25 protein-coding genes are annotated in these 23,904 nt (G+C 53.7%); 17 read left to right on the top strand and 8 right to left on the bottom strand.

The genetic code is table 11. The features are described 5' to 3' along the window. Positions 1 to 2: 2 nt before the first annotated feature. Positions 3 to 803 (bottom strand): glycosyltransferase family 2 protein, encoded by an 801-nt coding sequence (locus tag ACMGGH_RS06070; protein WP_232949111.1) that lies wholly within the window; start codon positions 801 to 803, stop codon positions 3 to 5. Between the two features lie 207 nt (positions 804 to 1,010). On the opposite strand from ACMGGH_RS06070, the gene ACMGGH_RS06065 reads away from it, so the two are divergent. Next, positions 1,011 to 2,216 carry a glycosyltransferase gene (locus ACMGGH_RS06065; RefSeq protein ID WP_232949112.1) on the top strand — a complete coding sequence of 402 codons (1,206 nt, stop codon included), beginning with the start codon at positions 1,011 to 1,013 and terminating at the stop codon, positions 2,214 to 2,216. Positions 2,217 to 2,231: 15 nt separating this feature from the next. Beyond that, positions 2,232 to 3,146 carry a hypothetical protein gene (locus ACMGGH_RS06060; protein WP_045260055.1) on the top strand — a complete coding sequence of 305 codons (915 nt, stop codon included), beginning with the start codon at positions 2,232 to 2,234 and terminating at the stop codon, positions 3,144 to 3,146. Positions 3,147 to 3,172: 26 nt separating this feature from the next. Here ACMGGH_RS06060 and tdh read toward each other — a convergent pair whose 3' ends face one another. Then, positions 3,173 to 4,201, bottom strand: a complete 1,029-nt coding sequence (gene tdh, locus ACMGGH_RS06055; protein WP_006812404.1) for an L-threonine 3-dehydrogenase — start codon at positions 4,199 to 4,201, stop codon at positions 3,173 to 3,175. Positions 4,202 to 4,210: 9 nt separating this feature from the next. Continuing rightward, on the bottom strand, positions 4,211 to 5,407 hold the full coding sequence (gene kbl / locus ACMGGH_RS06050) for a glycine C-acetyltransferase (RefSeq protein WP_028015032.1): 1,197 nt from the start codon (positions 5,405 to 5,407) through the stop codon (positions 4,211 to 4,213). 215 nt (positions 5,408 to 5,622) lie between these two features. Between kbl and rfaD the strand changes: the two genes are divergently transcribed. Genes rfaD through ACMGGH_RS06020 form a run of 6 tightly spaced genes read left to right on the top strand, consistent with a single transcriptional unit; the run spans position 5,623 to position 11,811 of the window. After that, positions 5,623 to 6,555 (top strand): ADP-glyceromanno-heptose 6-epimerase, encoded by a 933-nt coding sequence (gene rfaD / locus ACMGGH_RS06045; RefSeq protein ID WP_041911658.1) that lies wholly within the window; start codon positions 5,623 to 5,625, stop codon positions 6,553 to 6,555. Positions 6,556 to 6,557: 2 nt separating this feature from the next. Beyond that, positions 6,558 to 7,604: an ADP-heptose--LPS heptosyltransferase RfaF gene (rfaF, locus tag ACMGGH_RS06040; protein WP_028015030.1), complete on the top strand. Its 1,047-nt coding sequence runs from the start codon at positions 6,558 to 6,560 to the stop codon at positions 7,602 to 7,604. Between the two features lie 3 nt (positions 7,605 to 7,607). Beyond that, a complete protein-coding gene (gene rfaC, locus ACMGGH_RS06035) occupies positions 7,608 to 8,591 on the top strand; it encodes a lipopolysaccharide heptosyltransferase RfaC (protein WP_232949113.1) in 984 nt (327 codons plus the stop codon). 3 nt (positions 8,592 to 8,594) lie between these two features. Beyond that, on the top strand, positions 8,595 to 9,695 hold the full coding sequence (locus ACMGGH_RS06030; RefSeq protein WP_049137160.1) for a glycosyltransferase family 9 protein: 1,101 nt from the start codon (positions 8,595 to 8,597) through the stop codon (positions 9,693 to 9,695). Between the two features lie 5 nt (positions 9,696 to 9,700). Then, complete coding sequence (locus ACMGGH_RS06025; RefSeq protein WP_028015027.1) at positions 9,701 to 10,609, top strand: glycosyltransferase family 2 protein; 909 nt, start codon at positions 9,701 to 9,703, stop codon at positions 10,607 to 10,609. Next, on the top strand, positions 10,597 to 11,811 hold the full coding sequence (locus ACMGGH_RS06020) for an O-antigen ligase family protein (RefSeq protein ID WP_232949114.1): 1,215 nt from the start codon (positions 10,597 to 10,599) through the stop codon (positions 11,809 to 11,811). Before ACMGGH_RS06025 ends, ACMGGH_RS06020 begins: the two co-directional genes overlap by 13 nt. A gap of 24 nt (positions 11,812 to 11,835) precedes the next feature. On the opposite strand, the gene ACMGGH_RS06015 is transcribed toward ACMGGH_RS06020, so the two are convergent. Beyond that, the gene (locus tag ACMGGH_RS06015) at positions 11,836 to 12,792 is read right to left on the bottom strand and encodes a polysaccharide deacetylase family protein (protein ID WP_232949115.1); all 957 of its coding nucleotides are present in this window, start codon (positions 12,790 to 12,792) and stop codon (positions 11,836 to 11,838) included. 150 nt (positions 12,793 to 12,942) lie between these two features. Between ACMGGH_RS06015 and rfaQ the strand changes: the two genes are divergently transcribed. The 7 genes from rfaQ (at position 12,943) to coaD (ending at position 19,835) form a co-directional block, all read left to right on the top strand. Continuing rightward, on the top strand, positions 12,943 to 14,013 hold the full coding sequence (gene rfaQ, locus ACMGGH_RS06010) for a putative lipopolysaccharide heptosyltransferase III (RefSeq protein ID WP_232949116.1): 1,071 nt from the start codon (positions 12,943 to 12,945) through the stop codon (positions 14,011 to 14,013). Then, positions 14,010 to 15,137, top strand: coding sequence for a glycosyltransferase family 4 protein (locus ACMGGH_RS06005; protein WP_059357141.1), 1,128 nt, complete (start codon positions 14,010 to 14,012; stop codon positions 15,135 to 15,137). The genes rfaQ and ACMGGH_RS06005 overlap by 4 nt, the downstream gene beginning before the upstream one ends. A 2-nt stretch (positions 15,138 to 15,139) precedes the next feature. Continuing rightward, positions 15,140 to 16,240 carry a glycosyltransferase gene (locus tag ACMGGH_RS06000; protein ID WP_224066135.1) on the top strand — a complete coding sequence of 367 codons (1,101 nt, stop codon included), beginning with the start codon at positions 15,140 to 15,142 and terminating at the stop codon, positions 16,238 to 16,240. 11 nt (positions 16,241 to 16,251) lie between these two features. Then, positions 16,252 to 17,241 carry a glycosyltransferase gene (locus ACMGGH_RS05995; protein ID WP_232949117.1) on the top strand — a complete coding sequence of 330 codons (990 nt, stop codon included), beginning with the start codon at positions 16,252 to 16,254 and terminating at the stop codon, positions 17,239 to 17,241. Positions 17,242 to 17,307: 66 nt separating this feature from the next. Continuing rightward, positions 17,308 to 18,582 (top strand): lipid IV(A) 3-deoxy-D-manno-octulosonic acid transferase, encoded by a 1,275-nt coding sequence (gene waaA / locus ACMGGH_RS05990; RefSeq protein WP_028015020.1) that lies wholly within the window; start codon positions 17,308 to 17,310, stop codon positions 18,580 to 18,582. Beyond that, the gene (locus tag ACMGGH_RS05985; protein ID WP_045260066.1) at positions 18,582 to 19,352 is read left to right on the top strand and encodes a glycosyltransferase family 2 protein; all 771 of its coding nucleotides are present in this window, start codon (positions 18,582 to 18,584) and stop codon (positions 19,350 to 19,352) included. The genes waaA and ACMGGH_RS05985 overlap by 1 nt, the downstream gene beginning before the upstream one ends. Positions 19,353 to 19,355: 3 nt before the next feature. Next, complete coding sequence (coaD, locus tag ACMGGH_RS05980) at positions 19,356 to 19,835, top strand: pantetheine-phosphate adenylyltransferase (RefSeq protein ID WP_232949118.1); 480 nt, start codon at positions 19,356 to 19,358, stop codon at positions 19,833 to 19,835. A gap of 2 nt (positions 19,836 to 19,837) precedes the next feature. Here coaD and mutM read toward each other — a convergent pair whose 3' ends face one another. From mutM to radC, 4 genes are all read right to left on the bottom strand, one after another. Then, positions 19,838 to 20,647 (bottom strand): bifunctional DNA-formamidopyrimidine glycosylase/DNA-(apurinic or apyrimidinic site) lyase, encoded by an 810-nt coding sequence (gene mutM, locus ACMGGH_RS05975; protein WP_028015018.1) that lies wholly within the window; start codon positions 20,645 to 20,647, stop codon positions 19,838 to 19,840. Between the two features lie 72 nt (positions 20,648 to 20,719). After that, the gene (rpmG, locus tag ACMGGH_RS05970) at positions 20,720 to 20,887 is read right to left on the bottom strand and encodes a 50S ribosomal protein L33 (RefSeq protein ID WP_003024094.1); all 168 of its coding nucleotides are present in this window, start codon (positions 20,885 to 20,887) and stop codon (positions 20,720 to 20,722) included. 22 nt (positions 20,888 to 20,909) lie between these two features. Beyond that, entirely contained in the window at positions 20,910 to 21,146 is a 237-nt protein-coding gene (gene rpmB, locus ACMGGH_RS05965; protein WP_002436699.1) for a 50S ribosomal protein L28, read from the bottom strand. Positions 21,147 to 21,364: 218 nt separating this feature from the next. Next, on the bottom strand, positions 21,365 to 22,030 hold the full coding sequence (gene radC, locus ACMGGH_RS05960; RefSeq protein ID WP_028015017.1) for a RadC family protein: 666 nt from the start codon (positions 22,028 to 22,030) through the stop codon (positions 21,365 to 21,367). A 174-nt stretch (positions 22,031 to 22,204) separates the two neighbouring features. On the opposite strand from radC, the gene coaBC reads away from it, so the two are divergent. Both coaBC and dut read left to right on the top strand, forming a co-directional pair. Next, the gene (coaBC, locus tag ACMGGH_RS05955) at positions 22,205 to 23,416 is read left to right on the top strand and encodes a bifunctional phosphopantothenoylcysteine decarboxylase/phosphopantothenate--cysteine ligase CoaBC (RefSeq protein WP_028015016.1); all 1,212 of its coding nucleotides are present in this window, start codon (positions 22,205 to 22,207) and stop codon (positions 23,414 to 23,416) included. After that, complete coding sequence (dut, locus tag ACMGGH_RS05950) at positions 23,394 to 23,852, top strand: dUTP diphosphatase (RefSeq protein ID WP_015570042.1); 459 nt, start codon at positions 23,394 to 23,396, stop codon at positions 23,850 to 23,852. The genes coaBC and dut overlap by 23 nt, the downstream gene beginning before the upstream one ends. The last annotated feature ends 52 nt before the right edge of the window (positions 23,853 to 23,904 follow it).

Here is a 23,904-nt window from a genome sequence, read left to right as displayed (position 1 = left end):
GCTTATTTCGCAATCTGAGAGCCCGTCTGCTCATTCGCAACGGGCTCTTTTTTCTCCTGATGCAAATACCAGGATTTGAAATACTTCAAAAAGCTGTAGGCTGTGGCATACAGTCCTGTCGCCACCCCCACTTTACCCTGACGCCAGGCGCCGCTAAACAAATACCATTTAAAAAAAGCCCCGATGGCACTGATGATACCGCGCCCGATAGAGGGGCGTATTTTATGATATTGTACCAGACGGGTTGTATAACAATTTAATTTGTTAAAAAGCTCATGCAGAGTGGGAAACGTATCATGTTTTACATAGCCCGGAATACATTCACAACGGAGAAAACCTTCCACCTGATCGTCTACCGGTCTGTTATTAAATCGGGACTGTTTACGGTTAAAAAGACGTACAGGGTAATCAGGGGATGAAACAGGATAGATCGTCCGGACTTCTTTACCCAGAACAAACCAGTGGCGGCATATTCGCCATGCCGTTCCGGGGTCAGGCTCATCACCTGCTTTTAACGCTGAAATAGCATCAACTGTTTCCTGGTCAAGAATTTCATCACTGTCGATGCACAGGACCCAGTCATTGCTGGCTAAGGATATGGCATGATTCATCTGCTCGCCATGCCAGCCAAATTTTTTATAGACAGAGAGCAGTCCATAGCTCTCACAAATAAAACGTGTTTTGTCCGTACTGCCTGAATCTACAACGACGATCTCATCCGCTATTTTTAAAAGAGGCGGAATAACATCGTGCAATAATCTTTCAGAATTAAACGTTAATAAGCAGATCGTTATTTTAAACATGTTTCCACTCTCAACAGCAGCATAAATGAATATGATTAATACTATATAAATGAGTAGAGATGATTAAAGTCCTGAATCACACTTTTCAAATAAGCACGTATGACGTTTTGTCTAATTCTGAAGCGCAATAAAATAGAGAAAAATCTATTTTATTTCAACAGATTCTTTATAATGCAGTCAGATGAAGGGTAGCACACGGATTCAGACATGCCGCACAAAAGTAAAATTCTCCTCCTGGATACGGGTAAAGAATGGGGGGGAGGCACCAACAGTATGCTTGAGCTCCTGAAGCGGATCAATCGCGATAAATTCGATATTACGTGTTGTTTTTACAGTGATTATAGCCGCGCTGAAGGTGAGACGATTGGTCAGGTGCTCAACAGCGTCGGGATCCCGCTCATCGTGATCCCTCAGCGTCAGCAGCCGCTCTGGGCCAAATTACTGAAGGAAGCGGGACGTAGCCTGCTGTTTTTCTCACGCGGCGCCCGTAAGGCATTGACTCGTTACGTGGATATCCTGTGGCGAATCAGGCCTAACGTCAGCAAAATCGAGACGCTTTTCACGCAGGGCGGTTTCGATACGCTCTATATGAATAACCAACCCGGCTCAAATGAGGAAGGCTATCTCGCGGCAGCGAAACTGCAGGCGCGGTTGATTCAGCACTGTCGCATTGAACCTGTATTGACCCCGCCGCTGGTGAAGCTGGTGAATGCCCACGCCACAAAAATCATCGCCGTCTCGCACGGCGTTGAACGCGTGCTTCTTCAGCATGGAGTCCGGCCCGAGCTGTGTACCACGGTCAACAACGCCATCGACATCCACCAGCCTTTGCCCGACCGACGCGCCATGCGCCAGCGTCTGAACATCGATGACGACACCTTTGTGTTCGGCAGCATTGGGTCGCTTATCCCTCGCAAGTCCAACCACCATACTCTGGAGGCGCTGGCCCAGTTCAGCCAGAAGCATCCGCAGGCAAAATGGAAGATGGTGCTGGTCGGTGAAGGGGCTGAACGCGGCGCGCTGACGGCGCAGGCTGACGCGCTGGGGATTGCTGAGCACGTCATTTTTACCGGTTTCCAGAACACGCCTTTTGACTATCTCGCCACCTTTGACGCGTTTATTCTGGCTTCGAAGAGCGAAGGTTTGCCCCGCGTCGTGCTGGAGGCAATGCTGCTGAACATCCCGGTGATTGGCTCAAAGGTAACCGGCACGGCAGAATTGATCGACCATGAGTCGACCGGGCTGCTGTTCCCGTGGAGCGATGTGTCGCAACTTGCTCAACATCTGGATAATATCTGGCAGGATCCTGCTCTGCGCGCCCGGCTCGCCGCAGCCGCGCACCAGAATGTCTGCAACGTGTATGCCATTGAAAGCTATGTTAACGGTGTCGAGGCCGTTCTTGGCGCGCAATAACCAAACGAGAAGAACATGTTTAAATTCCTGAATGCTCGCTACCGCCACATTACCGGGCGTCATAACATTCCGTACGCTTCCCTTCCGGTCACGCGCGATCTCGTTGCGGTTGATTCCATCGTGATCCCTTGTACGGGCGCGGATTTTGTCGAAGAGGCGTTATTATCAGCGACCTTTGCAGAGCGTTACGCCACCGACGTCAGCGAGATTGTTATCGTCAGCGATCAGCCTGAATCCGCTTTCGGCGAACTGCCGCCAAAAACCCGCGTTGTGACCCTCACGCTGCCAAAACGTGAAGAGGGGTACCGCTATAAGCAAATCTACCTCAGCCGTCTGGTGAAGCTTAACGCTCCGCTTCAGGCGCGCGGAGAAGGCGTATTGATGATCGACTCCGATCTCAACCTGCTGAAGATGCCCCAGATCAACATGGCCGATATGCACATCTACTCCAGCTTCCGTCAGGGCAAAATGATCGCCAAGCTGGACGGCGCCCCCGCAGAAAAAGTGCCGGCATATTACAAAGAAACGGTGCGCCCGTATCTGGTCGATCACGTTAACGGCGCGTTTCTTGCCGCAACCAAAAAGACCTGGCGTCGCATCTGCCCGCTGTGGCTGACGCTGTTCCAGGATACCTGGGAGCTGATGGACGATACCCAGCCGCCGACCGATCAGCTGCCGCTCGCTGCGCTGCTGGACATGCTGGATGTTAAAACGGTTAACCTGGGCGACTGGATGAACTGGCCGGTATCCAAGAAGATCGGCGGACAGGAAGCCGTTGTGCCGAAAGAGGTGATTGGCGCGCACGGGGGTTTCCCGCTTTCCGAATGGCAGAAATATCTGGAATCGCCGGATAACAAATTGCTGTTCAAAGGGCAGGACTATACCCGCAAGGTGCGCTACCTGACGGACGAAGAGAAAAAGAATCAGTAAAATAGGGGCCTGAGGCCCCTTTTTGTTTACTTATCCCAGCTCAGGATCACTTTCCCTGACTGGCCGGAACGCATCGCGTCGAAGCCCTGCTGGAACTCATCGATGGAGAAACGGTGAGTGATAATCGGGGACAGATCAAGGCCGGACTGGATCAGCGCTGCCATCTTGTACCAGGTTTCGAACATCTCGCGGCCATAGATGCCTTTGATGAACAGCCCTTTGAAGATGACTTTATTCCAGTCGATGGACATATCTGACGGCGGAATGCCCAGCATCGCGATACGGCCACCGTGGTTCATGGTATCCAGCATGGTGCGGAACGCCGGTGGCGCGCCGGACATCTCCAGACCCACGTCAAAGCCTTCGGTCATACCCAACTCTTCCATCACGTCGGTCAGGCTCTCTTTCGAGACATCCACCGCGCGGGTGACGCCCATTTTGCGCGCCAGCGACAGGCGGTATTCATTCACGTCGGTGATCACCACGTTGCGCGCACCCACGTGCTTCGCCACGGCTGCCGCCATAATGCCGATTGGGCCGGCGCCGGAAACCAGCACGTCTTCACCGACCAGGTCGAAGGAGAGCGCGGTGTGTACCGCATTGCCGAACGGGTCGAAGATGGAGGCCAGATCGTCAGAGATATTGTCCGGGATTTTGAAGGCGTTAAACGCCGGGATCACCAGGTATTCCGCGAAGCAGCCCGGACGGTTTACGCCCACGCCGACGGTGTTGCGGCACAGGTGCGTACGGCCACCGCGACAGTTACGGCAGTGACCGCAGGTAATATGGCCTTCACCAGAGACGCGATCGCCAATGCTAAAGCCTTTGACTTCCTGGCCGATGCCGACCACTTCACCAACATATTCGTGACCGACAACCATTGGGACAGGAATGGTTTTTTGCGACCACTGATCCCAGTTGTAGATGTGAACGTCAGTACCGCAGATGGCGGTTTTACGAATTTTGATCAGCAGATCGTTATGACCGACTTCCGGCTCCGGCACGTCGGTCATCCAAATCCCTTCTTCCGCTTTCAGTTTGGATAACGCTTTCATCACACGTCCTCAGGCAATTACGCCCAGCTGTTTGCCGATGCGGGTAAAGGCTTCCACCGCACGCTCAATTTGTTCAGGCGAATGCGCCGCAGACATCTGGGTGCGGATACGCGCCTGACCTTTTGGTACCACCGGGAAGAAGAACCCGGTGACGTAAATCCCTTCTTTCTGCAGCTCACGGGCAAACTGCTGCGCCACAACTGCGTCGCCCAGCATCACCGGAATGATCGCGTGGTCAGCGCCGGCCAGGGTGAACCCTGCGGCGCTCATTTTTTCGCGGAACAGACGGGCGTTTGCCCACAGTCGGTCGCGCAGCTCGGCGCCGGACTCCACCATCTCCAGCACTTTGATGGAGGCGGCCACAATGGCTGGCGCCAGGGAGTTGGAGAACAGGTACGGGCGGGAGCGCTGACGCAGCCACTCAACCACCTCTTTACGCGCAGCGGTATAACCGCCGGACGCGCCGCCGAGCGCTTTGCCCAGCGTACCGGTGATGATGTCCACGCGGCCCATCACGTCACAGTATTCGTGGGAGCCGCGGCCGTTTTCGCCGACAAAACCGACCGCGTGGGAGTCATCGACCATCACCAGCGCGTCGTATTTATCCGCCAGGTCGCACACGCCTTTCAGGTTGGCGATCACGCCGTCCATGGAGAACACGCCGTCGGTCGCGATCAGTACATGGCGGGCACCCGCGTCGCGTGCCTCTTTGAGCCGCGCTTCCAGCTCAACCATGTCGTTGTTGGCGTAGCGGAAACGCTTCGCTTTACACAGGCGAACACCGTCGATGATGGAGGCGTGGTTCAGGGCGTCGGAGATAATCGCATCTTCTGCGCCGAGCAAGGTTTCAAACAGACCGCCGTTGGCGTCGAAGCAGGAGGAGTACAGAATCGCGTCTTCCATTCCGAGAAAGTTTGCCAGCTTTTGCTCAAGCTGCTTGTGGCTATCCTGGGTGCCGCAGATGAAGCGCACGGAGGCCATGCCGAAGCCGTGGGTATCCATGCCATTTTTCGCGGCGGCAATCAGCTCAGGGTGATTCGCAAGACCTAAGTAGTTGTTCGCGCAAAAGTTGATCACATGGCTGCCGTCGGCAACGGTGATGTCCGCCTGCTGGGCAGACGTGATAATACGCTCTTCTTTGAACAACCCTTCCGCACGTGCGGTGTCGAGGTCGCTGTTTAACTGTTTGTAAAAATCACCACGCATTGCAATTCTCCAGACTCGGCAAATTTTGGCACATATTACCCAAACCTATAGTTCATGACGAGATGACGCCGTATCTCTTCTCGTTTTTGCAGCATAAATCACGTGTACCCCTGCTGCATATCGGTGAATGGCTGAAGACCGGGCATTGTGATGATATGATATGAATATTAGCGTCCGGGATTGTCCCCGGGCTCAACACTTCAAAGGTTACAGTTATGATCATCGTTACCGGCGGCGCGGGCTTTATCGGCAGCAACATTATCAAGGCTCTCAATGATAAGGGCATCACCGACATTCTGGTGGTGGACAACCTGAAAGACGGCACCAAGTTCGTTAACCTGGTGGATCTGAACATCGCTGACTACATGGATAAAGAAGACTTCCTTATCCAGATTATGGCGGGTGAAGAGTTCGGCGAGATCGAAGCCATCTTCCACGAAGGTGCGTGCTCTTCCACCACCGAGTGGGACGGCAAGTACATGATGGATAACAACTATCAGTACTCTAAAGAGATCCTGCACTACTGCCTGGAGCGTGAAATTCCGTTCCTGTATGCCTCTTCCGCGGCAACCTACGGCGGGCGCACCTCGGACTTTATCGAATCCCGCGAATACGAGCAGCCGCTGAACGTCTACGGCTACTCCAAGTTCCTGTTTGACGAGTACGTACGTCAGATCCTGCCGGAAGCGAACTCGCAGATTGTCGGCTTCCGCTACTTCAACGTTTACGGGCCGCGCGAAGGGCACAAGGGCAGCATGGCGAGCGTAGCGTTCCACCTGAACACCCAGCTGAATAACGGTGAAAGCCCGAAACTGTTCGAAGGCAGCGACGGCTTCAAGCGTGACTTCGTCTACGTAGGCGACGTTGCAGCCGTAAACCTGTGGTTCCTGGAAAACGGCGTCTCCGGCATTTTCAACCTGGGCACGGGCCGCGCGGAATCCTTCCAGGCGGTGGCTGACGCAACGCTGGCATACCATAAGAAAGGCAGCATCGAGTACATTCCGTTCCCGGATAAGCTGAAAGGCCGCTACCAGGCGTTCACGCAGGCCGACCTGACCAACCTGCGCGCAGCGGGTTATGACAAGCCGTTCAAGACCGTTGCCGAAGGCGTAACGGAATATATGGCCTGGCTGAACCGCGACGCGTAAGTATGAGAATTCTGGTGATCGGCCCGTCATGGGTGGGCGACATGATGATGTCGCAAAGTCTCTATCGCACGCTCAAGGCGCGTTATCCCCAGGCGATAATCGACGTGATGGCACCCGCATGGTGCCGTCCGCTGTTATCGCGTATGCCGGAAGTAAACGAGGCGATCCCGATGCCGCTCGGCCACGGGGCGCTGGAAATCGGCGAGCGCCGCAAGCTCGGCCATAGCCTGCGCGAGAAGCGCTATGACCGCGCGTACGTCCTGCCCAACTCCTTTAAATCCGCCCTCGTACCTTTCTTTGCGGGCATCCCACATCGCACCGGCTGGCGCGGTGAAATGCGCTACGGCCTGCTGAACGATGCGCGCGTGCTGGATAAAGAGGCATGGCCGCTGATGGTGGAGCGCTACGTGGCGCTGGCCTACGACAAAGGGGTGATGCGCAGCGCGAAAGACCTGCCGCAGCCGCTGCTGTGGCCCCAGCTTCAGGTTAACGATGGTGAAAAATCTCAGACCTGCAGCGCGTTTGGTCTTTCGTCCGAACGCCCAATGATTGGCTTCTGCCCCGGCGCAGAATTTGGCCCGGCAAAACGCTGGCCGCACTACCACTACGCCGAACTGGCGAAACAGCTGATCGACGAAGGCTACCAGATTGTGCTGTTTGGCTCGGCGAAAGATCACGAGGCGGGCAACGAAATTCTCGCCACGCTGAGCACCGAGCAACAGGCCTGGTGCCGCAACCTGGCTGGAGAAACGCAGCTTGAGCAGGCCGTTATCCTGATTGCCGCCTGTAAGGCCGTGGTCAGCAATGACTCTGGCCTGATGCACGTCGCCGCCGCGCTGGAACGTCCGCTGGTTGCGCTGTATGGCCCAAGCAGCCCGGACTTCACGCCGCCGCTGTCACACAAGGCGCGCGTTATTCGTCTCATTACCGGCTATCACAAAGTCCGCAAAGGCGATGCGGCAGAAGGTTACCATCAGAGCCTGATCGACATAACGCCGCAGCGCGTTCTCGAAGAGCTCAACGAACTGTTGTTGAGCGAAGAAGGATAACGGATGCGGGTATTGATCGTTAAAACCTCCTCAATGGGTGATGTTCTGCATACGCTACCGTCGCTGACGGACGCCATGCGGGCCATTCCCGGCATCCGTTTTGACTGGGTGGTAGAAGAAGGCTTCGCGCAGATCCCCACCTGGCATGAAGCGGTTGACCGCGTGATCCCGGTCGCGATTCGCCGCTGGCGCAAAGCGTGGTTCTCCGCGCCGATTAAAGCCGAGCGTAAAGCCTTCCGTGAAACGGTGCAGGCGCAGCGTTACGACGCGATTATCGACGCGCAAGGGCTGGTGAAAAGCGCGGCGCTGGTCACGCGTCTGGCGCACGGCGTAAAGCACGGCATGGACTGGCACACCGCCCGCGAACCGCTGGCGAGTCTGTTCTATAACCGCCGCCACCACATCACAAAGCAGCAGCACGCCGTAGAACGCACCCGCGAGCTGTTTGCGAAAAGCCTCGGCTATGCGAAACCGGAAGCGCAGGGCGACTACGCCATTGCACAGCACTTTTTGCGCAATACAGATCCCTGTGCTCAGCCTTATCTTGTCTTTCTGCATGCCACAACGCGCGACGATAAGCACTGGCCGGAAACACACTGGCGCAGGCTGATTGAACTAATGCAACCCTCCGGTATCCATATTAAACTCCCGTGGGGCGCTGAGCATGAGCGGCAGCGTGCGGCGCGTCTGGCAGCAGGCTTTTCCCACGTCGAGGTGTTACCCAAACTCACGCTGGCGCAGGTTGCCGCAGAGCTGGCAGGCGCTAACGCCGTTGTTTCCGTGGATACGGGTTTAAGCCATTTAACCGCGGCGCTGGATCGCCCAAATATCACCCTTTTTGGCCCGACCGATCCCGGCCTGATCGGGGGCTATGGCAAAAACCAGCATCAGATGGTCAGCCCGACTCAGCAAACGAAGGATATCAGCGCAGATGCGATTTTTTCATTTTTACAGGGCAGCCGTTGGCTTTCCAACAGGGATATTTAACCCATGAGTTACGTATTTCTGCTGATTTTACTCTTTCCGGTGAAGCTTATCCGGAAGCTGTTGCGCAAAGAGACAGGGAAAAACCTGGTCATTCAGACAGCCAAAATCGGTGATTTTGTTAATGCAACGCCTCTTCTGGCCTGGCTACAAAAAAGCGACGTGCTCATCAGCCGCAGCGTGGGTGCGCTGGCGAAGCACGACGAGACGGTCGAAGAGATTTATTTTATTGAGCAGCATAAGCGTAACCTGTGGCGTAAGCTCTGTTTCGCCTGCAGGATCATGAACCGCTATGACAACGTCTACCTTCTGCAGCCTAACAGTGTGAATCTTTTTTTCGCCTCCGTTTGTAATGCCAAAAACAAGCAATTCTTAAGCACTTACACGCGCAGGTGGTATCACGGGATTTTCTATTCAACGGCCGATGGTACGGTTGACCACGGTAGAAAAACGTTAACAGTCACTAACTATCTTAAGCTGGCCGACCGCGCTCTGACCTGGCAAGACTCTCCAAAGCACGCCACAAAGCCACTGTTTAAACCCGCGACTTATCCGGCGATCCTTGATAAACCCGGCGCGGTCCGCATTGGCATCAGTATCGCCGCCGGGAATAAAGCCAAAACCGTTCCGCCTGTCATCTGGAAGCAAATTGCCGATCGTCTCGCCGACCTGCCCTGCGAGTTTTATGTCTTTGGCGCCCCGAATGAACAGTCCTGGATGGATGACATCACCCGCGCTTACGGTGAACTGCCCAACTTTATTAATCTGATTGGCAAGATCTCGCTTGAAGAGCTTCCGTGGGCAATTTCTAAAATGGATTGTTATATCGCCTCCGACTCGGGGAATGTCTACATCGCCGATGCGGTTGGCGTGCCGGTCGTCTTACTGTTCGGTCCGTGCTGTCACTACGAGCAGCGCCCGCTTGGCAACGTGTTGCTGATTGGCAACGATGACAATATTTGCTCGTATGTTTTTGAAACTCGTTATTATTTCTCGCAAGGCCGGGAAGAACTCTTCGCGGTAACAGATGAATCGCTGGACGAACTCAAACATTTCATTTGCGGGCTACCAACAGCAAAATCTGCCTTTGATGCTCAGGGAAACTAATTAATATGGCTTTTCTCAGCATCATTATTGCCGCACATAATGCCGAAAACACGCTTCACGCCACACTGGAAAGTCTGCAAAACGCGATTGAGAATGCAGGCGATGATGTAGAAGTTATTATCATTAATGACAGTTCCAACGATTCCACACAGGATATTATTGAGGCGTGGTTGCCAAAGCTTCCGCATGCGCAATGCCAATACGTTGAGTACCGTAACGTAGGGCATGTTCGAAACAGCGCAGTCTCGCTGGCGTCAGGCGATTACATCACGATGCTTGATAGCGACGATCTGTTAAAGCCGGGTAGCATCCGGGATGCCGTCGCCTTCCTGAAAGCAGAGCGTCCTGATATGTTGCTGACGCGCCTGCTGGAAATACGCGATATGCGGAAAATCACCTCCGCATGGCAGGGATTCACGCCCGTCTCATTATCGCAAAATGATGCAATAAAGCGTTTCCTGCAGCACAAAGATTTTCAGGCGCATCTCATCGGGCAATTCATCCACCGCAAGCTGTATGCAAGCAACCCGATCCCGTCTATGGTCTGCTATGAAGATTTTGCGGTATTTCCCGGCATGCTGAGGCAATCGCGTAAAATCTTCTTTCAGCGTCAGGGACACTATTTTTACATCAAACGCAGCGACAGTTTGTCGAGCCGTCTTGACGCCAGTAAAATCGCCACGCTGATTGAATGTACGCTACAGATGGAAAATACATTCCCGCAATCATTTAAGCATCTTATTAATTGCCACTGGTTTGATATTTACAGTAATCACCGACAATATCTGACCGACCTGCAGCTCAAACTGGTTAAGGCGCGGGTAAATGCACTTTATTCTTTCTCTTTTTTCTTCTCCAGAGATGTACGTTTCAGCTACAAAAAAAGGGTCATTGAGGCATTATGGAAAAAGTAAAACTGCGGCTCTATCAGCTGACGCTGATTTTGAGCCTCATTTCGTTTGCACTGGCGCTGCTGAGCTCAGGTAAACAACGCGAATTTTTCTATATTGCGGTTTATGCCAGCATTATCGGCTTAGCTTGCGAATATAAAAAAATCACCCTGCGCCCCTTTTCAATCGCGCTCCCCATATTGCTGATTGGGCTACTCAATCTTGTCTGGTATATGGTGTACGAATACCATAGCGAAGGTTTAAACGCTTACAGCGATTATCTGGGTGCCAGTAAAAAACTGATATTAGCGAGCATTCTCGTTTTCTATCTTGACCGGTTTAAAACTTACGTCGATAAAAGCGCTTTCCAGAAGTACTTCCTGTACGCGGCAAGTACAGGGTTTGTCCTCGCCACGGGATATGGCTTATGGCAGGCGACGCAGGGTATGGCACGTATAGAGATGGCCATCAATCGCGCCACCGTGTCTGCCTATGTTTACTCCGTACTGTCACTGGCGCTGGTATACAGCCTTTATCTTCAAAAAAACAGAAAACTGTATATAGTCGCGGGTCTTACCATCTTAATATCTTACTTCGTTATTCTTTTAACGGGGACGCGTGCTGCAATGGGATTATATTTGCTCCTTGCGATTGTACTCACGCTCTACCACTTCAGAAGAATTCATCTGAAATCAACGCTGATTTTTTTATGTATTGTGGCAGGTGTAGTTGTCGTTAGTTACAAACCATTAATTTCACCCAAGATTATGCAAGTACAGGCTGAGCTTGAGAAATATGAAAGCGGAGTAGACGGCACCTCACTTGGCTCTCGTTTTACCATGTGGAATGTAGGTATTAAAAACGGGCTTGCACATCCACTAGGGCAATCATTAGAAGAAAGGTATTTCTGGACGCAACATTATATTAATGATGGACATCCTAATCTAATCACTGCACTTGGCTATTTAAAAATACACTTACACAATGAATTTATCGAAAAATACTCTCTGCAAGGGCTTCCGGGTCTGGCGATATTACTCTTTTTCTTCGTTTCGATGATCGCTTACGCGCTTAAAAACCGAAATGGCCTGCTGCTGACAACGATGCTTCTTTTATTACTCTATGGCCTGACAGACGTCATTTTATTGAGCTCAGAAGCCCTAATATTCTTTGTTACTCTGTTTGCATTGAGTACTCGTTTATCGCAAACCAGACAACATCAATAAGAGATAATGCCCGCCAGCCGGGCATTATTTTTTCTTGTATTGATAAAACTCCGCCAGCGTCATCCCCACCGTCTTATCGGATAGCCAGCTAAAAAGCGCTTCTAAATCCTGATATAACCCTTCAATCGCCGCCTCATCTTTAAAGGTCGGACTTCCGCCTGGCATAAATTCAGACGAGTGAAGCATAAACTCCACATAATCCTGTCCCTGCGACAGGCATTGCTGCGCGACCTGAATCATCTGCGACGCATTGCCACCGGTCGGTCGTAGCCAGTTCACGGAAGGCGAGCGATATTTACCGCGAAGCCGATCGTATCCCTGTTTGATCGTATTCAACCAGGCCGGATGTTTATACTGAATGCTCATCGGCACTTCGAGTAAGGGGCTATTTCCCGCCCGGGAAATAGTATCTAAATCCATAAAATAGGCGTGGTCGGGGAAATGCTGATAATCCGTTCCGCCATTGCCCTGCGGAGCGCCTTTCGCGTTGCGCCAGTTCACGCGTGGCGTCACGGAGCAATCAACCTGGTAACCCACTTCAACGAGCAATTTTGCATAGCGGCTATCAAATGCCCAACGCCCGGCGCGGTGGCTCAGCATTTTGGTCTGGAATGTCTCTTCCAGCAGACGGGTCATGAACAGCACTTTCTCACGCATCACCTCGTCTGAAAATTCAATCAGATACGGTTGCCAGCGCCAGTCATCTCCCGTGAGATCGTGCTCAGGTGGGCTATTCCATGCGTGAAGGTGCATTCCCACCTCCCCCTGACCGCGAGCGATCGCGTCCCTTGCGAATTCAATGAAAACGGGCTCGATTGCCATCTCATAGTTTGTCAGCCATACGGGCTTAAAACCAAAACGCTCACAAAGGGCCTGGAACCGGGCCAGATAGCGCGCATTTTCCGTTTTAATGACGCGGTGATTCTGCCAGAGATTATCGCCCTCAGTATCGATCGTGATGATAAACGCTGGTTTTTTCATAATGAGTCCGCATGACAGGGAAGTTAGCGCTATGTTACGCACTCACCAAAGCCTGAGTAAAGCCTCCCTGGGAAATTCCTGAGATTATGGAGAAAGAGTGCAAGTCGCTACCAGGTCTATTAGAATTGCCAACAGTACAACGCCGATAAGATGATGATGAATAACTTACCTGACACGCCTGATTTGCGCATTCTACTGATCAAACTCCGCCATCATGGCGATATGTTATTGACCACCCCCGTCATTGATTCATTACGTCAAAAATGGCCACAAGCGCAAATTGACGTGCTGTTGTATGAAGAAACGCGCGATATGCTCGCCGCGCACCCGACGATTGGCACTATTTATGGAATCGATCGTAAATGGAAGCAGCTGGGCACGCTAAAGCACCTTCAAAAGGAATGGCAGCTGCTCTGCGCGTTACGAAAGCAACATTATCATCTGGTGATAAATCTTGCCGATCAGTGGCGTAGCGCTATCGTCACCCGTTTCACTGGTGCGCCGGTTCGCCTCGGATTCGCCTTTAACAAACGCAACAATCCATTCTGGCGTTTCTGTCATAGCGATTTAGTCTCTGTTGCAAATCACAAATCCCTGCACACCGTCGAACAAAATCTCTCCATTCTGTCACCATTACAGGTCGCGCCTGAGCCAACTGTTACCATGGCCTACAGCGCAGAAGACTGGCGCCACGCCCGCCAGCAGCTGGTGCAAAAAGGTGTGGGCGATAACTACATCGTCATTCAGCCGACATCACGCTGGTTCTTCAAATGCTGGGATGAAAGCAAAATGGCGCAAACCATCACCGCGCTGCAGCAGGATGGGCATACCGTTGTACTCACGGCCGGGCCGGATAAAAAAGAGCTGGCGATGATAGATCGCATACTCGCCGCCTCACCGAAAACGGGGGTCGTCTCGCTGGCGGGACAGCTAACGTTGCGCCAGCTGGCCTCACTCATCGACCACGCGTGTCTTTTTATTGGCGTTGACTCCGTTCCGATGCATATGGCCGCCGCGCTGCAGACGCCCTGCGTGGCGCTGTTTGGCCCTTCCAAACTGACGTTTTGGTCTCCATGGCAGGTCAACGGTGAAGTCATCTGGGCTGGCGACTACGGTCCCCTTCCCGATCCCGACGCTATTGATACCAAAACGAAAGAACGCTATCTCGACGCCATTCCTGTTGATGCTGTCGTCTCCGCAGCAAGGAGATATTTGTCATGAAACACCATCGTCTGGCGATTGTTCGCCAAAAGTATCGCCCTGATGGCGGAGCGGAGCGCTTCGTTTCACGTGCGCTCACCGCGCTGAGCAATCAGAATCTTGAACTCAACGTCATTACGCGTGAATGGCAGGGCGAGAGACAGGACGACTGGCATATCCATATTTGCGACCCGCGCAAATGGGGCCGAATTAGCCGCGAACGCGGGTTTGCCCATGCTGCCCGCGCGCTGTGGCAGCAACAGCAGTTTGATATTGTGCAAAGCCACGAGCGGATTCCGGGCTGTGATATCTACCGCGCTGGCGATGGCGTTCATCGCCGCTGGCTGCTACAGCGTGCGCGCATCCTGCCCGCCTGGCGCGCGAAAATGCTGATGGTCGACCGCTATCACCGCTACGTGATGCACGCCGAGCGTGAAATGTACCAGGCGCCAGAGCTGAAAGCGGTTATCTGTAATGCGGAGATGATCAAACGCGAAATCGTCGAAGACTTTGATATTGACGCAAAAAAGATACATGTGATTTATAATTCAATTGATTCCAGCCGCTTCGTTCCAGCCCAGGAAGCACAGCGTGCCGCGCTGCGTCAGCAATTTGGTTTGCCAGCCGATGCCGTGGTGTTCTGTTTTGTAGGATCGGGATTTGAACGAAAAGGATTGGCCAGCGCCATACGCGCTATCGCAGGAACTTCAGCCTGGCTGATTGTGGTTGGACAGGATAAAGCAGAACATCGTTATCGTGACCTCGCCCGTTCATTGGGCTGCGAAGGGCAAATCCGTTTCCTGGGGATGCAGAAAGAAACGCTGCCTTTTTATCAGCTATCCGATGGTTTACTGTTGCCAACGCTGTATGATCCCTTTCCAAACGTCATTCTTGAAGCGATGGCCTGCGGCTTGCCCGTCATTACTTCAGAGAGTTGCGGAGGCGCTGAATTTATTCAGCAAGGCCAGAACGGATTTTATTGTGACGCCCTGGATATCAACACATTGAAGGAGGCAATTACAGCCACTCCTTCTCTGGGGAAAAATAACACGATGGGGCAAGCGGCACGTGAACGGGTAAAAGACGCCACCCCCGAAAAACTGTCAAGTCAGCTTATTTCGCTTTATCAAAAATTACTGGATTAAAAATGCGCATCCTAATGATTATTGATGGTTTACCCGGTGGGGGAGCTGAAAAAACAGTTCTTACACTTTCCAGCGGATTAACGGAAATGGGGCATCAGGTCTCCCTTTTCTCTCTGCGGAAAGTGTGTGATTACGCCATCCCGGAAGGCATTGATTATCAGGTGGTTCAGGATACCTGCAAAAAACCGTGGCGCAAGCTGACGGAGATCCCACGCCGAGCCCGCCTGCTGGATCAGGCGATTGAGCGGGCTGAGCGCAGCGGAAAATTTGACGTTGTGTTCTCTCATCTGCACAAAACTGACCGCATTGTGGCGCACTGCCGCGCGCTGGAGCGTGAAAAAGTCTGGTTCTGCGTGCATGGCATGTTCTCTTTCTCCTATCTTCGCCATCGCAGCGGGCTTTCGCGCTGGTTTAAGCATCTTAAAATTCGTCATACCTACGAAAACCGAAACGTTGTCGCCGTCTCAGGCGCCGTGCTGAAAGACCTTTCCGAGACCCTGGCTCTGAAACTCCGGCGTAAAGCGGTTATCCACAATCCTTTTGATATCCCTGAAATTCAGCGTCTGGCGGATGCCCCCTTCGAGATGCAAGGGAAGGATTACATCATCCATGTCGGCCGCTTCCATGAACACAAACGCCACGACCGTCTTTTACGCGCGTTCGCACAGAGCCAGCTCGACACTACGCTTGTCATGATGGGCAATGGTTCCGAAGCCAAAATTCAAAAGCTCAAACAGCTTGCCCGCGACCTGGGTATTGAAGACAAGACGGTTTTCCGTCCCTTCGACTCCAATCCCTACCCCTGGATTAAAGGGGCACGCCTCTTAGTGTTAAGTTCTGACTGCGAAGGTTTTGGTAATGTGCTGGTGGAATCCATTATCTGCCAGACGCCACCGGTCAGTACCAATTGTCCGGGTGGCCCCGCAGAAATCCTCACCGGCGCCTTATCGCGCGGGCTGGCAGAGCTAAATGACGCGTCACTGGCAAAAACCCTGGTAGATATTTATACCGCCCCGCCGGTCGTTGGCGATGCAACGATTGCGTCGTTCGGTATCAATGCCATTTGCCAGCAGTACATTGCTTTGGTCGACAATCAAAAATAATCAGGTTTCTTATGCAAAATTCAGCGCCATTGTTAAGCGTGGTGGTTGCCGTTTATAACGGCGAAGCTTTTCTGGATCAGTTCTTTACCTGCCTTGTGAATCAACGCATCGACAGCATGGAAGTCATTATTGTCAATGATGGCTCAACTGACCGCTCGATGCAGATCGTCGAAAGCTGGCGTGAAAAACTGCCGCAGATGCAGGTGATTGAACAGCAAAACCAGGGCGTTTCCATTGCGCGAAATACCGGCCTGGCCGTTGCAACCGGTCAGTATCTCTCTTTCCCGGATATTGATGACGTCTTCAAACCTGGCATGTACCAGCGTCTGCTGGATATGGCCGTCACGCAGGATCTGGATGTCGCCACCTGCAACGGCAACTACGTCTGGGAAAATGATAAGAAACCGTCTCGACCTATCTTCCCCGAGGATAAACTCGCCTCAACGGGCGTTATGACGGGCCCGGCATGGTTAAAGATGGCGCTGGATTCACGTAAGTTCCTGCACGTGACCTGGCTTAATATCTATCGCCACGATTTTATTCGTAAACACAGTTTCCATTTCGAACCCGGCCTGCGCCATCAGGATATCCCGTGGACCACCGAGGTGCTGCTTGCCGCAGAGCGCGTTCAGTACACCAGTGAACGCTTTTATGACTACTACATTCACTCTGCCTCGGTATCGCATACGCCGGATAATGACGACACGCTGATCCGCTCCGCGCGCCACTACATGAAAATCCTGCAGATGCTTGATGCCATTAACCAGCGTTACCCGGATAAAGTGAAAAATATTACCGCCTGCCACTGGCAAATCGCCAAAGAGGGGCTGGGGATCATTCATACCTTCGACAACATGAAGGATGAGACAAAGAAAACAATGATTATCAAAGAGTTCTTCGACACCGGGATCTGGAAGCTTATCTGGAAAAGTGCCAAAAGCCCGCGTTTGCGCTGGCGCCTGGGCCGACGCTACTTCCGTTTAAAACGGTATCTGGCATAAGAGATAGCTTTACCTGGCTTAAATGCTTAGAATTTGCCCGCCGAAACTAAAAAGACGGATAATCGCTTGGAATTGTTGTATACCGCCCTGCTCTATATCATTCAGCCACTGGTGTGGCTGAGACTGTTGCTTCGTAGCCGTAAAGCGCCTGCGTATCGTAAACGCTGGGCTGAACGCTATGGCTTTTGCCGCAATAAAGTCGCCCCGGACGGTATTTTGCTACATTCCGTTTCTGTCGGTGAAACGCTGGCGGCGATCCCGCTGGTTCGCGCTCTGCGCCACCGCTACCCGTCTCTGCCGATTACCGTCACCACCATGACGCCAACCGGCTCAGAGCGCGCGTTATCCGCGTTTGGCAAAGACGTTCATCACGTCTACCTCCCTTACGATCTGCCCTGCGCTATGAATCGTTTCCTGAATACCGTTCGCCCGAAGCTGGTGATCGTGATGGAAACCGAGCTGTGGCCGAACATGATTTCCGCTCTGCATGCCCGTAAAATTCCTCTGGTCATTGCCAACGCGCGCCTTTCAGAGCGCTCGGCGAAAGGCTACGGCAAGCTGGGCAAATTTATGCGCCGCCTGCTGAGCAAAATCACGCTGATTGCCGCGCAGAACGAAGAAGACGCGGCGCGCTTTATCTCCCTGGGCCTGAAGCGCAACCAGCTTGCCGTGACCGGCAGCCTGAAATTCGATATTTCCGTTACCCCTGAACTGGCCGCCCGCGCCATCACGCTGCGCCGCCAGTGGGCTCCGCGTCGCCAAGTCTGGATAGCGACCAGTACTCATGAGGGCGAAGAGGCGATTATCCTGCAGGCGCACCGTAAGCTGCTGGAAACCTTCCCGGACCTGCTGCTGATTCTGGTGCCTCGTCACCCCGAACGTTTTAAAGATGCCCGCGAAATGGTGCAGAAAGGCGGCTTCAGCTTCACCCTGCGCAGCAGCGGAGAGATCCCTTCCGGCAGTACCCAGGTGGTGATTGGCGATACGATGGGCGAACTGATGCTGCTCTACGGCATTGCTGACCTCGCCTTTGTTGGCGGCAGCCTGGTGGAGCGCGGAGGCCATAACCCGCTCGAGCCGGCAGCCCACGCCATTCCTGTGTTGATGGGTCCACACACGTTTAACTTCAAAGATATCTGCGCTAAATTGCAGCAGGCCGATGGTTTAATTACCGTGACCGATGCGGACTCGGTCGTCAAAGAAGTATCGACCCTTCTGACGGATGAAGATTACCGCCTGTGGTACGGTCGCCACGCCGTCGAAGTGCTGCACCAGAACCAGGGCGCACTCACCCGTCTGCTGCAGCTTCTGCAACCTTATCTGCCTCAGCGGAGCCACTAATGTCTACGCGTCTGTCGGTCGTCATGATCGCCAAAAACGCCGCCGACCTGCTTCCGGACTGCCTGGCCTCCGTCGCCTGGGCTGACGAAATTGTTATCCTCGACTCCGGAAGCACGGACAACACGGTGTACATCGCCCGGGCTGCGGGCGCAAAAGTCTTTACCGATACCGACTGGCAGGGCTACGGCATTCAGCGCCAGCGCGCGCAGGGTCACGCCACGGGCGATTATGTGCTGATGATCGACACCGACGAGCGCGTCACCCCGGAACTCCAGCAGGCCATTCAGGCGGTGCTTTCCTCACCCCAGCCTGGCGCTGTATACAGCATCGCGCGTCGCAACTACTTCCTTGGCCGCTTCATGCGCCACAGCGGCTGGTATCCGGATCGCGTAATGCGCCTCTACGAGCGCGGACGCTTTCAGTACAACGACAACCTTGTCCATGAGTCACTGGCCTGCGACGGCGCCCAGGTCATCCCCCTGACGGGTGATTTGCTGCATCTGACCTGCCGTGATTTCGCCAGCTTCCAGCAAAAGCAGCTCAACTATGCCACCGCATGGGCGCAGGAACGCCACCAGCGCGGCAAGAAGGCCTCGCTGACAGGAATCTTCACCCACACGCTGGGCGCGTTTCTGAAAACGCTGCTGCTGCGCGGCGGCGTGCTGGATGGTAAGCAGGGCTGGTTACTGGCGGTAGTGAATGCCCAGTATACTTTCAACAAATACACCGAGCTGTGGGCGCTCTGCCGCGGCTACTCAGAGAAAACGTGAGCCATGAGCACAAAAGCGATTTATCCGGGTACCTTCGATCCGATCACTAACGGTCATCTTGACATCATTACCCGTGCAGCGTGCATGTTCGACAAGGTGATCCTGGCGATTGCCGCCAGCCCCAGCAAAAAGCCGATGTTTGACCTCCACGAGCGCGTGCAACTTGCCACCGACGCCATTTCGCACCTGCCGAATGTTGAAGTTGTCGGGTTCAGCGATCTGATGGCGAACTTCGCCCGCGCCCAGCAGGCCAATATTCTGATTCGTGGCCTGCGCGCGGTGGCAGACTTCGAGTATGAGATGCAGCTGGCGCACATGAACCGCCACCTGATGCCGGAGCTGGAAAGCGTATTCCTGATGCCGTCAAAAGAGTGGTCGTTTATCTCGTCCACGCTGGTGAAAGAGGTGGCGCGCCATCACGGGGACGTTACCCATTTCCTGCCGGATAACGTCCACCAGGCGCTGATGGAAAAGCTAAAGTAGTTCTATTTCTGACACTGGCGGCAGTAGAACGTGGCGCGCTGGGCGTGCTTCGTGGCAATAATCGGCGTCCCGCATGCCCTGCATGGCTCGCCCTTACGGCCATACACCTGCAGCTCCTGGGCAAAATAGCCTGGTTTACCGTCGCTTTGCAGAAAATCCTTCAGGGTGGTCCCGCCTTGCTCAATCGAGCGCAGCAGCACTGCTTTAATGACCCGAACCAAAAGCTCACACTCCTGCGCGGACAGCGACGAGGCCAGCCGATCGGGATGGATCCCGGCCGCGAACAGCGATTCACTGGCGTAAATATTCCCCACGCCGACCACCAGCTTGTTATCCATCAGCCAGGGCTTGATCGGGGTCTTTTTCTTCGCGCACTTCTCTTTCAGGTAGTCCGCATTAAACGCGTCTGAAAGCGGCTCAGGGCCCAGATGCGCCAGCACGTTGTGTCCTTCCAGCTCCTTCGTCCACAGCCACGCGCCAAAGCGCCGCGGATCGGTGTAGCGGAGCACTTTGCCGTTGCTCATTACCAGGTCAACGTGATCGTGTTTTTCCGCAGGCAATTCTTCGGTCAAGATGCGCAGGCTCCCGGACATCCCAAGATGGATAATGATCCAGCCGTCAGGCAGCTCCAGCAGCAGGTATTTCGCGCGGCGCTGCACGCTAAGGACGGGTTTGTCGCTTAACGCGTGGATCTCATCGGACACCGGCCAGCGCAGTCGTCCATTGCGAACGACGGCATGAAGAATAGTCGCGCCGACCAGATGGGGCTCAATGCCGCGACGGCTGGTCTCTACCTCAGGTAATTCAGGCATGGTTCCTCCGTTGAGATGCAGAATGCAAAAAACCCCGCAGTTGCGGGGTTTTTCAATACAAGGAGGCTAAAATTATTTGATTTTAGCTTCTTTGTACAGTACGTGCTGGCGTACAACTGGATCGAATTTTTTCAGTTCCAGTTTTTCCGGCTTAGTACGTTTGTTCTTCGTGGTGGTGTAGAAGTGACCTGTACCAGCAGAAGAAACCAGCTTGATTTTCTCGCGAATACCTTTAGCCATGATTTATTTCCTCTTTAAGTACTTAGTACTTTTCGCCACGGGCACGCAGTTCAGACAGAACTGTATCGATGCCTTTCTTATCGATTACACGCATACCTTTAGCAGATACACGCAGGGTGACAAAACGCTTCTCGCTCTCAACCCAGAAACGGTGAGAGTGCAGGTTCGGCAGGAAACGGCGTTTAGTCGCGTTCAGTGCGTGGGAACGGTTGTTACCGGTCACCGGACGCTTGCCAGTAACTTGGCAGACTCGGGACATGTCTATTCTCCAAAAATCAAATTAGCTCGAGCTTCGTATGGGGTATCGGCGCCTCGTCAGGCTTTACAGCCCGGTCATCGCGTAGTTCTAAGTGAACTCTCGATTGCCAGGCCCAAATGCCAAACCCGAGATTCTCAAAGGTGGCGTAGTATACGCTGACTCGGCGGTGTGCTCAAGTCCCGAACAGACAAAGATCCCGATGGATCGCGAGAAATAGCCTAAATCCAGCCATGTTCTGCAAAAGAAATGTACTCGCCGCGGCCAATTATCAGATGGTCCAGAACACGAATGTCCATGAATTGACAGCATTTGATAATGCGTTCGGTGATTTCTTTGTCAGCTCTGCTCGGTTCTGCACAGCCAGAGGGGTGATTATGCGCGAGGATCACCCCCGCTGCATTCACTTTTATCGCTTCACGCACAATTTCACGCGGATGTACCTCAACGTGGCTCAGTGTACCCGAAAACAGGCGGCTGTGCTTCAGTACCCGGTTCCTGTTGTCGAGAAAGATCACCATAAAGATCTCCCGCTCCAGACCAGATAGCTGGCTTTGCAAAAATTCGCGGGTCATGTCAGGGGTAAGGATCGGATCTTGCTCCTCCATCTGTACGTTATAAAATCGCCGGGCAAGTTCAGCAATACCCCGTAACTGGGCATACTTCGCGACGCCAATGCCTTCTACGTGCGTAAACGCCTCCAGTTCGGCTGTCAGCAAACCATGTAGTGAACCAAAATGGTCTATCAGATTTTTCGCCAGCGTAAATACCGTTTTTCCCTTCGTACCTGTACGTAAAAAGAGCGCCAGCAGCTCCTCGTCTTTTAATAACGCGACGCCATGACGCAGCATTTTTTCGCGCGGTAGCAGCAGTTCAGTCTCTTCCATGCCCGGCCTCCTTCTGTTTGCCATTATGCTGCCACAGGCAAATCCGGGGCTCGACGCTGAGGTTTCGTTCTTGCGTAGCGCCTCGCAAAGTGCATAAAGGACTTCATCACCCCCCTATTTGGGATTGTGGTAAAATGCCCGCTCTCTGGTGAAACCCAACAGGAAAGAATCATGATGAGCCTGGCCGGTAAAAAAATCGTTCTTGGCGTGAGCGGCGGCATTGCTGCCTATAAAGCGCCTGAGCTGGTGCGTCGTCTGCGCGAGCGCGGGGCGGACGTGCGGGTCGCGATAACCGAAGGCGGTAAAGCCTTTATCACCCCTCTGAGCCTGCAGGCGGTTTCAGGATACCCGGTATCTGACAGCCTGCTCGATCCGGCCGCCGAAGCCGCGATGGGGCATATTGAGCTTGGGAAATGGGCCGATCTGGTGATTCTTGCCCCTGCCACGGCAGATTTAATTGCCCGCGTGGCGGCTGGTATGGCGAACGATCTGGTTTCGACCATTTGCCTCGCGACGCCTGCGCCCGTCGCCGTTGTGCCCGCCATGAACCAGCAGATGTACCGCAATGCCGCCACCCAGCATAATCTGGAGACGCTGGCTTCGCGCGGCCTGCTTGTCTGGGGCCCGGACAGCGGCAGCCAGGCCTGCGGCGACGTTGGCCCGGGGCGTATGCTCGACCCGTTGACGATTGTGGATATGGCCGCCGCCCATTTTTCACCTGTCAACGACCTGCAACATCTCAACATCATGATTACCGCGGGCCCGACGCGCGAGCCGCTGGACCCGGTGCGTTACATCACCAACCACAGCTCCGGCAAAATGGGCTTTGCAATTGCTGCCGCAGCTGCAAAACGCGGTGCTAACGTCACGCTGGTCAGCGGCCCGGTCTCGTTACCTACGCCACCTTTTGTACAGCGTATTAATGTTACCACCGCGCTGGAGATGGAAGCCGCCGTGCAGGCTCATGCGCAACGCCAGCAGATTTTTATCGGCTGTGCGGCCGTGGCAGACTATCGCGCCGAGACCATCGCCGAGTCTAAAATCAAAAAGCAAGGCGATGAATTAACACTGAAAATGGTGAAAAACCCGGACATTGTTGCCGGTGTCGCCGCATTAAAAAGCCATCGTCCTTACGTTGTTGGATTTGCCGCAGAAACGAATAATGTGGAAGAATATGCCCGGCAAAAACGTACCCGCAAAAACCTCGATTTAATTTGCGCGAACGACGTATCGCTGGCCACGCAAGGATTTAATAGCGACAGCAACGCACTGCACCTTTTCTGGCAGGATGGAGATAAAATCTTACCGCTTGAGCGCAAGGAACTCCTGGGCCAACAATTACTGGACGAGATCGTTACCCGTTATGATGAAAAAAATCGACGTTAAGATTCTGGACCCGCGTGTTGGCGAGCAATTCCCGCTGCCAACCTATGCCACCTCCGGCTCTGCCGGACTTGACCTGCGCGCCTGTCTCGATGACGCCGTAGAACTGGCTCCCGGTGCCACTACCCTGATCCCGACTGGCCTGGCGATCCACATTGCAGACCCGTCTCTGGCGGCAGTGATCCTGCCGCGCTCGGGTCTGGGCCATAAGCACGGCGTAGTGCTGGGTAACCTGGTCGGCCTGATCGACTCCGACTACCAGGGTCAGCTGATGGTGTCCGTCTGGAACCGTGGTCAGGACAGCTTCACCATTGAACCTGGCGAGCGTATCGCGCAGATGGTTTTTGTACCGGTGGTACAGGCAGAATTTAACCTGGTGGCAGACTTTGATGCCACCGACCGTGGCGAAGGCGGCTTCGGCCATTCCGGGCGCAAATAACCGCCCGACACACGTATCTCGCAGCGCCATAACGCAATAACAAACCGCAAAC

It is taken from the genome of Enterobacter sp. BNK-16, assembly GCF_048684955.1.
In the GTDB taxonomy this organism is placed as follows: domain Bacteria; phylum Pseudomonadota; class Gammaproteobacteria; order Enterobacterales; family Enterobacteriaceae; genus Enterobacter; species Enterobacter bugandensis.
This window is presented reverse-complemented; position numbering and strand designations above follow the sequence as displayed.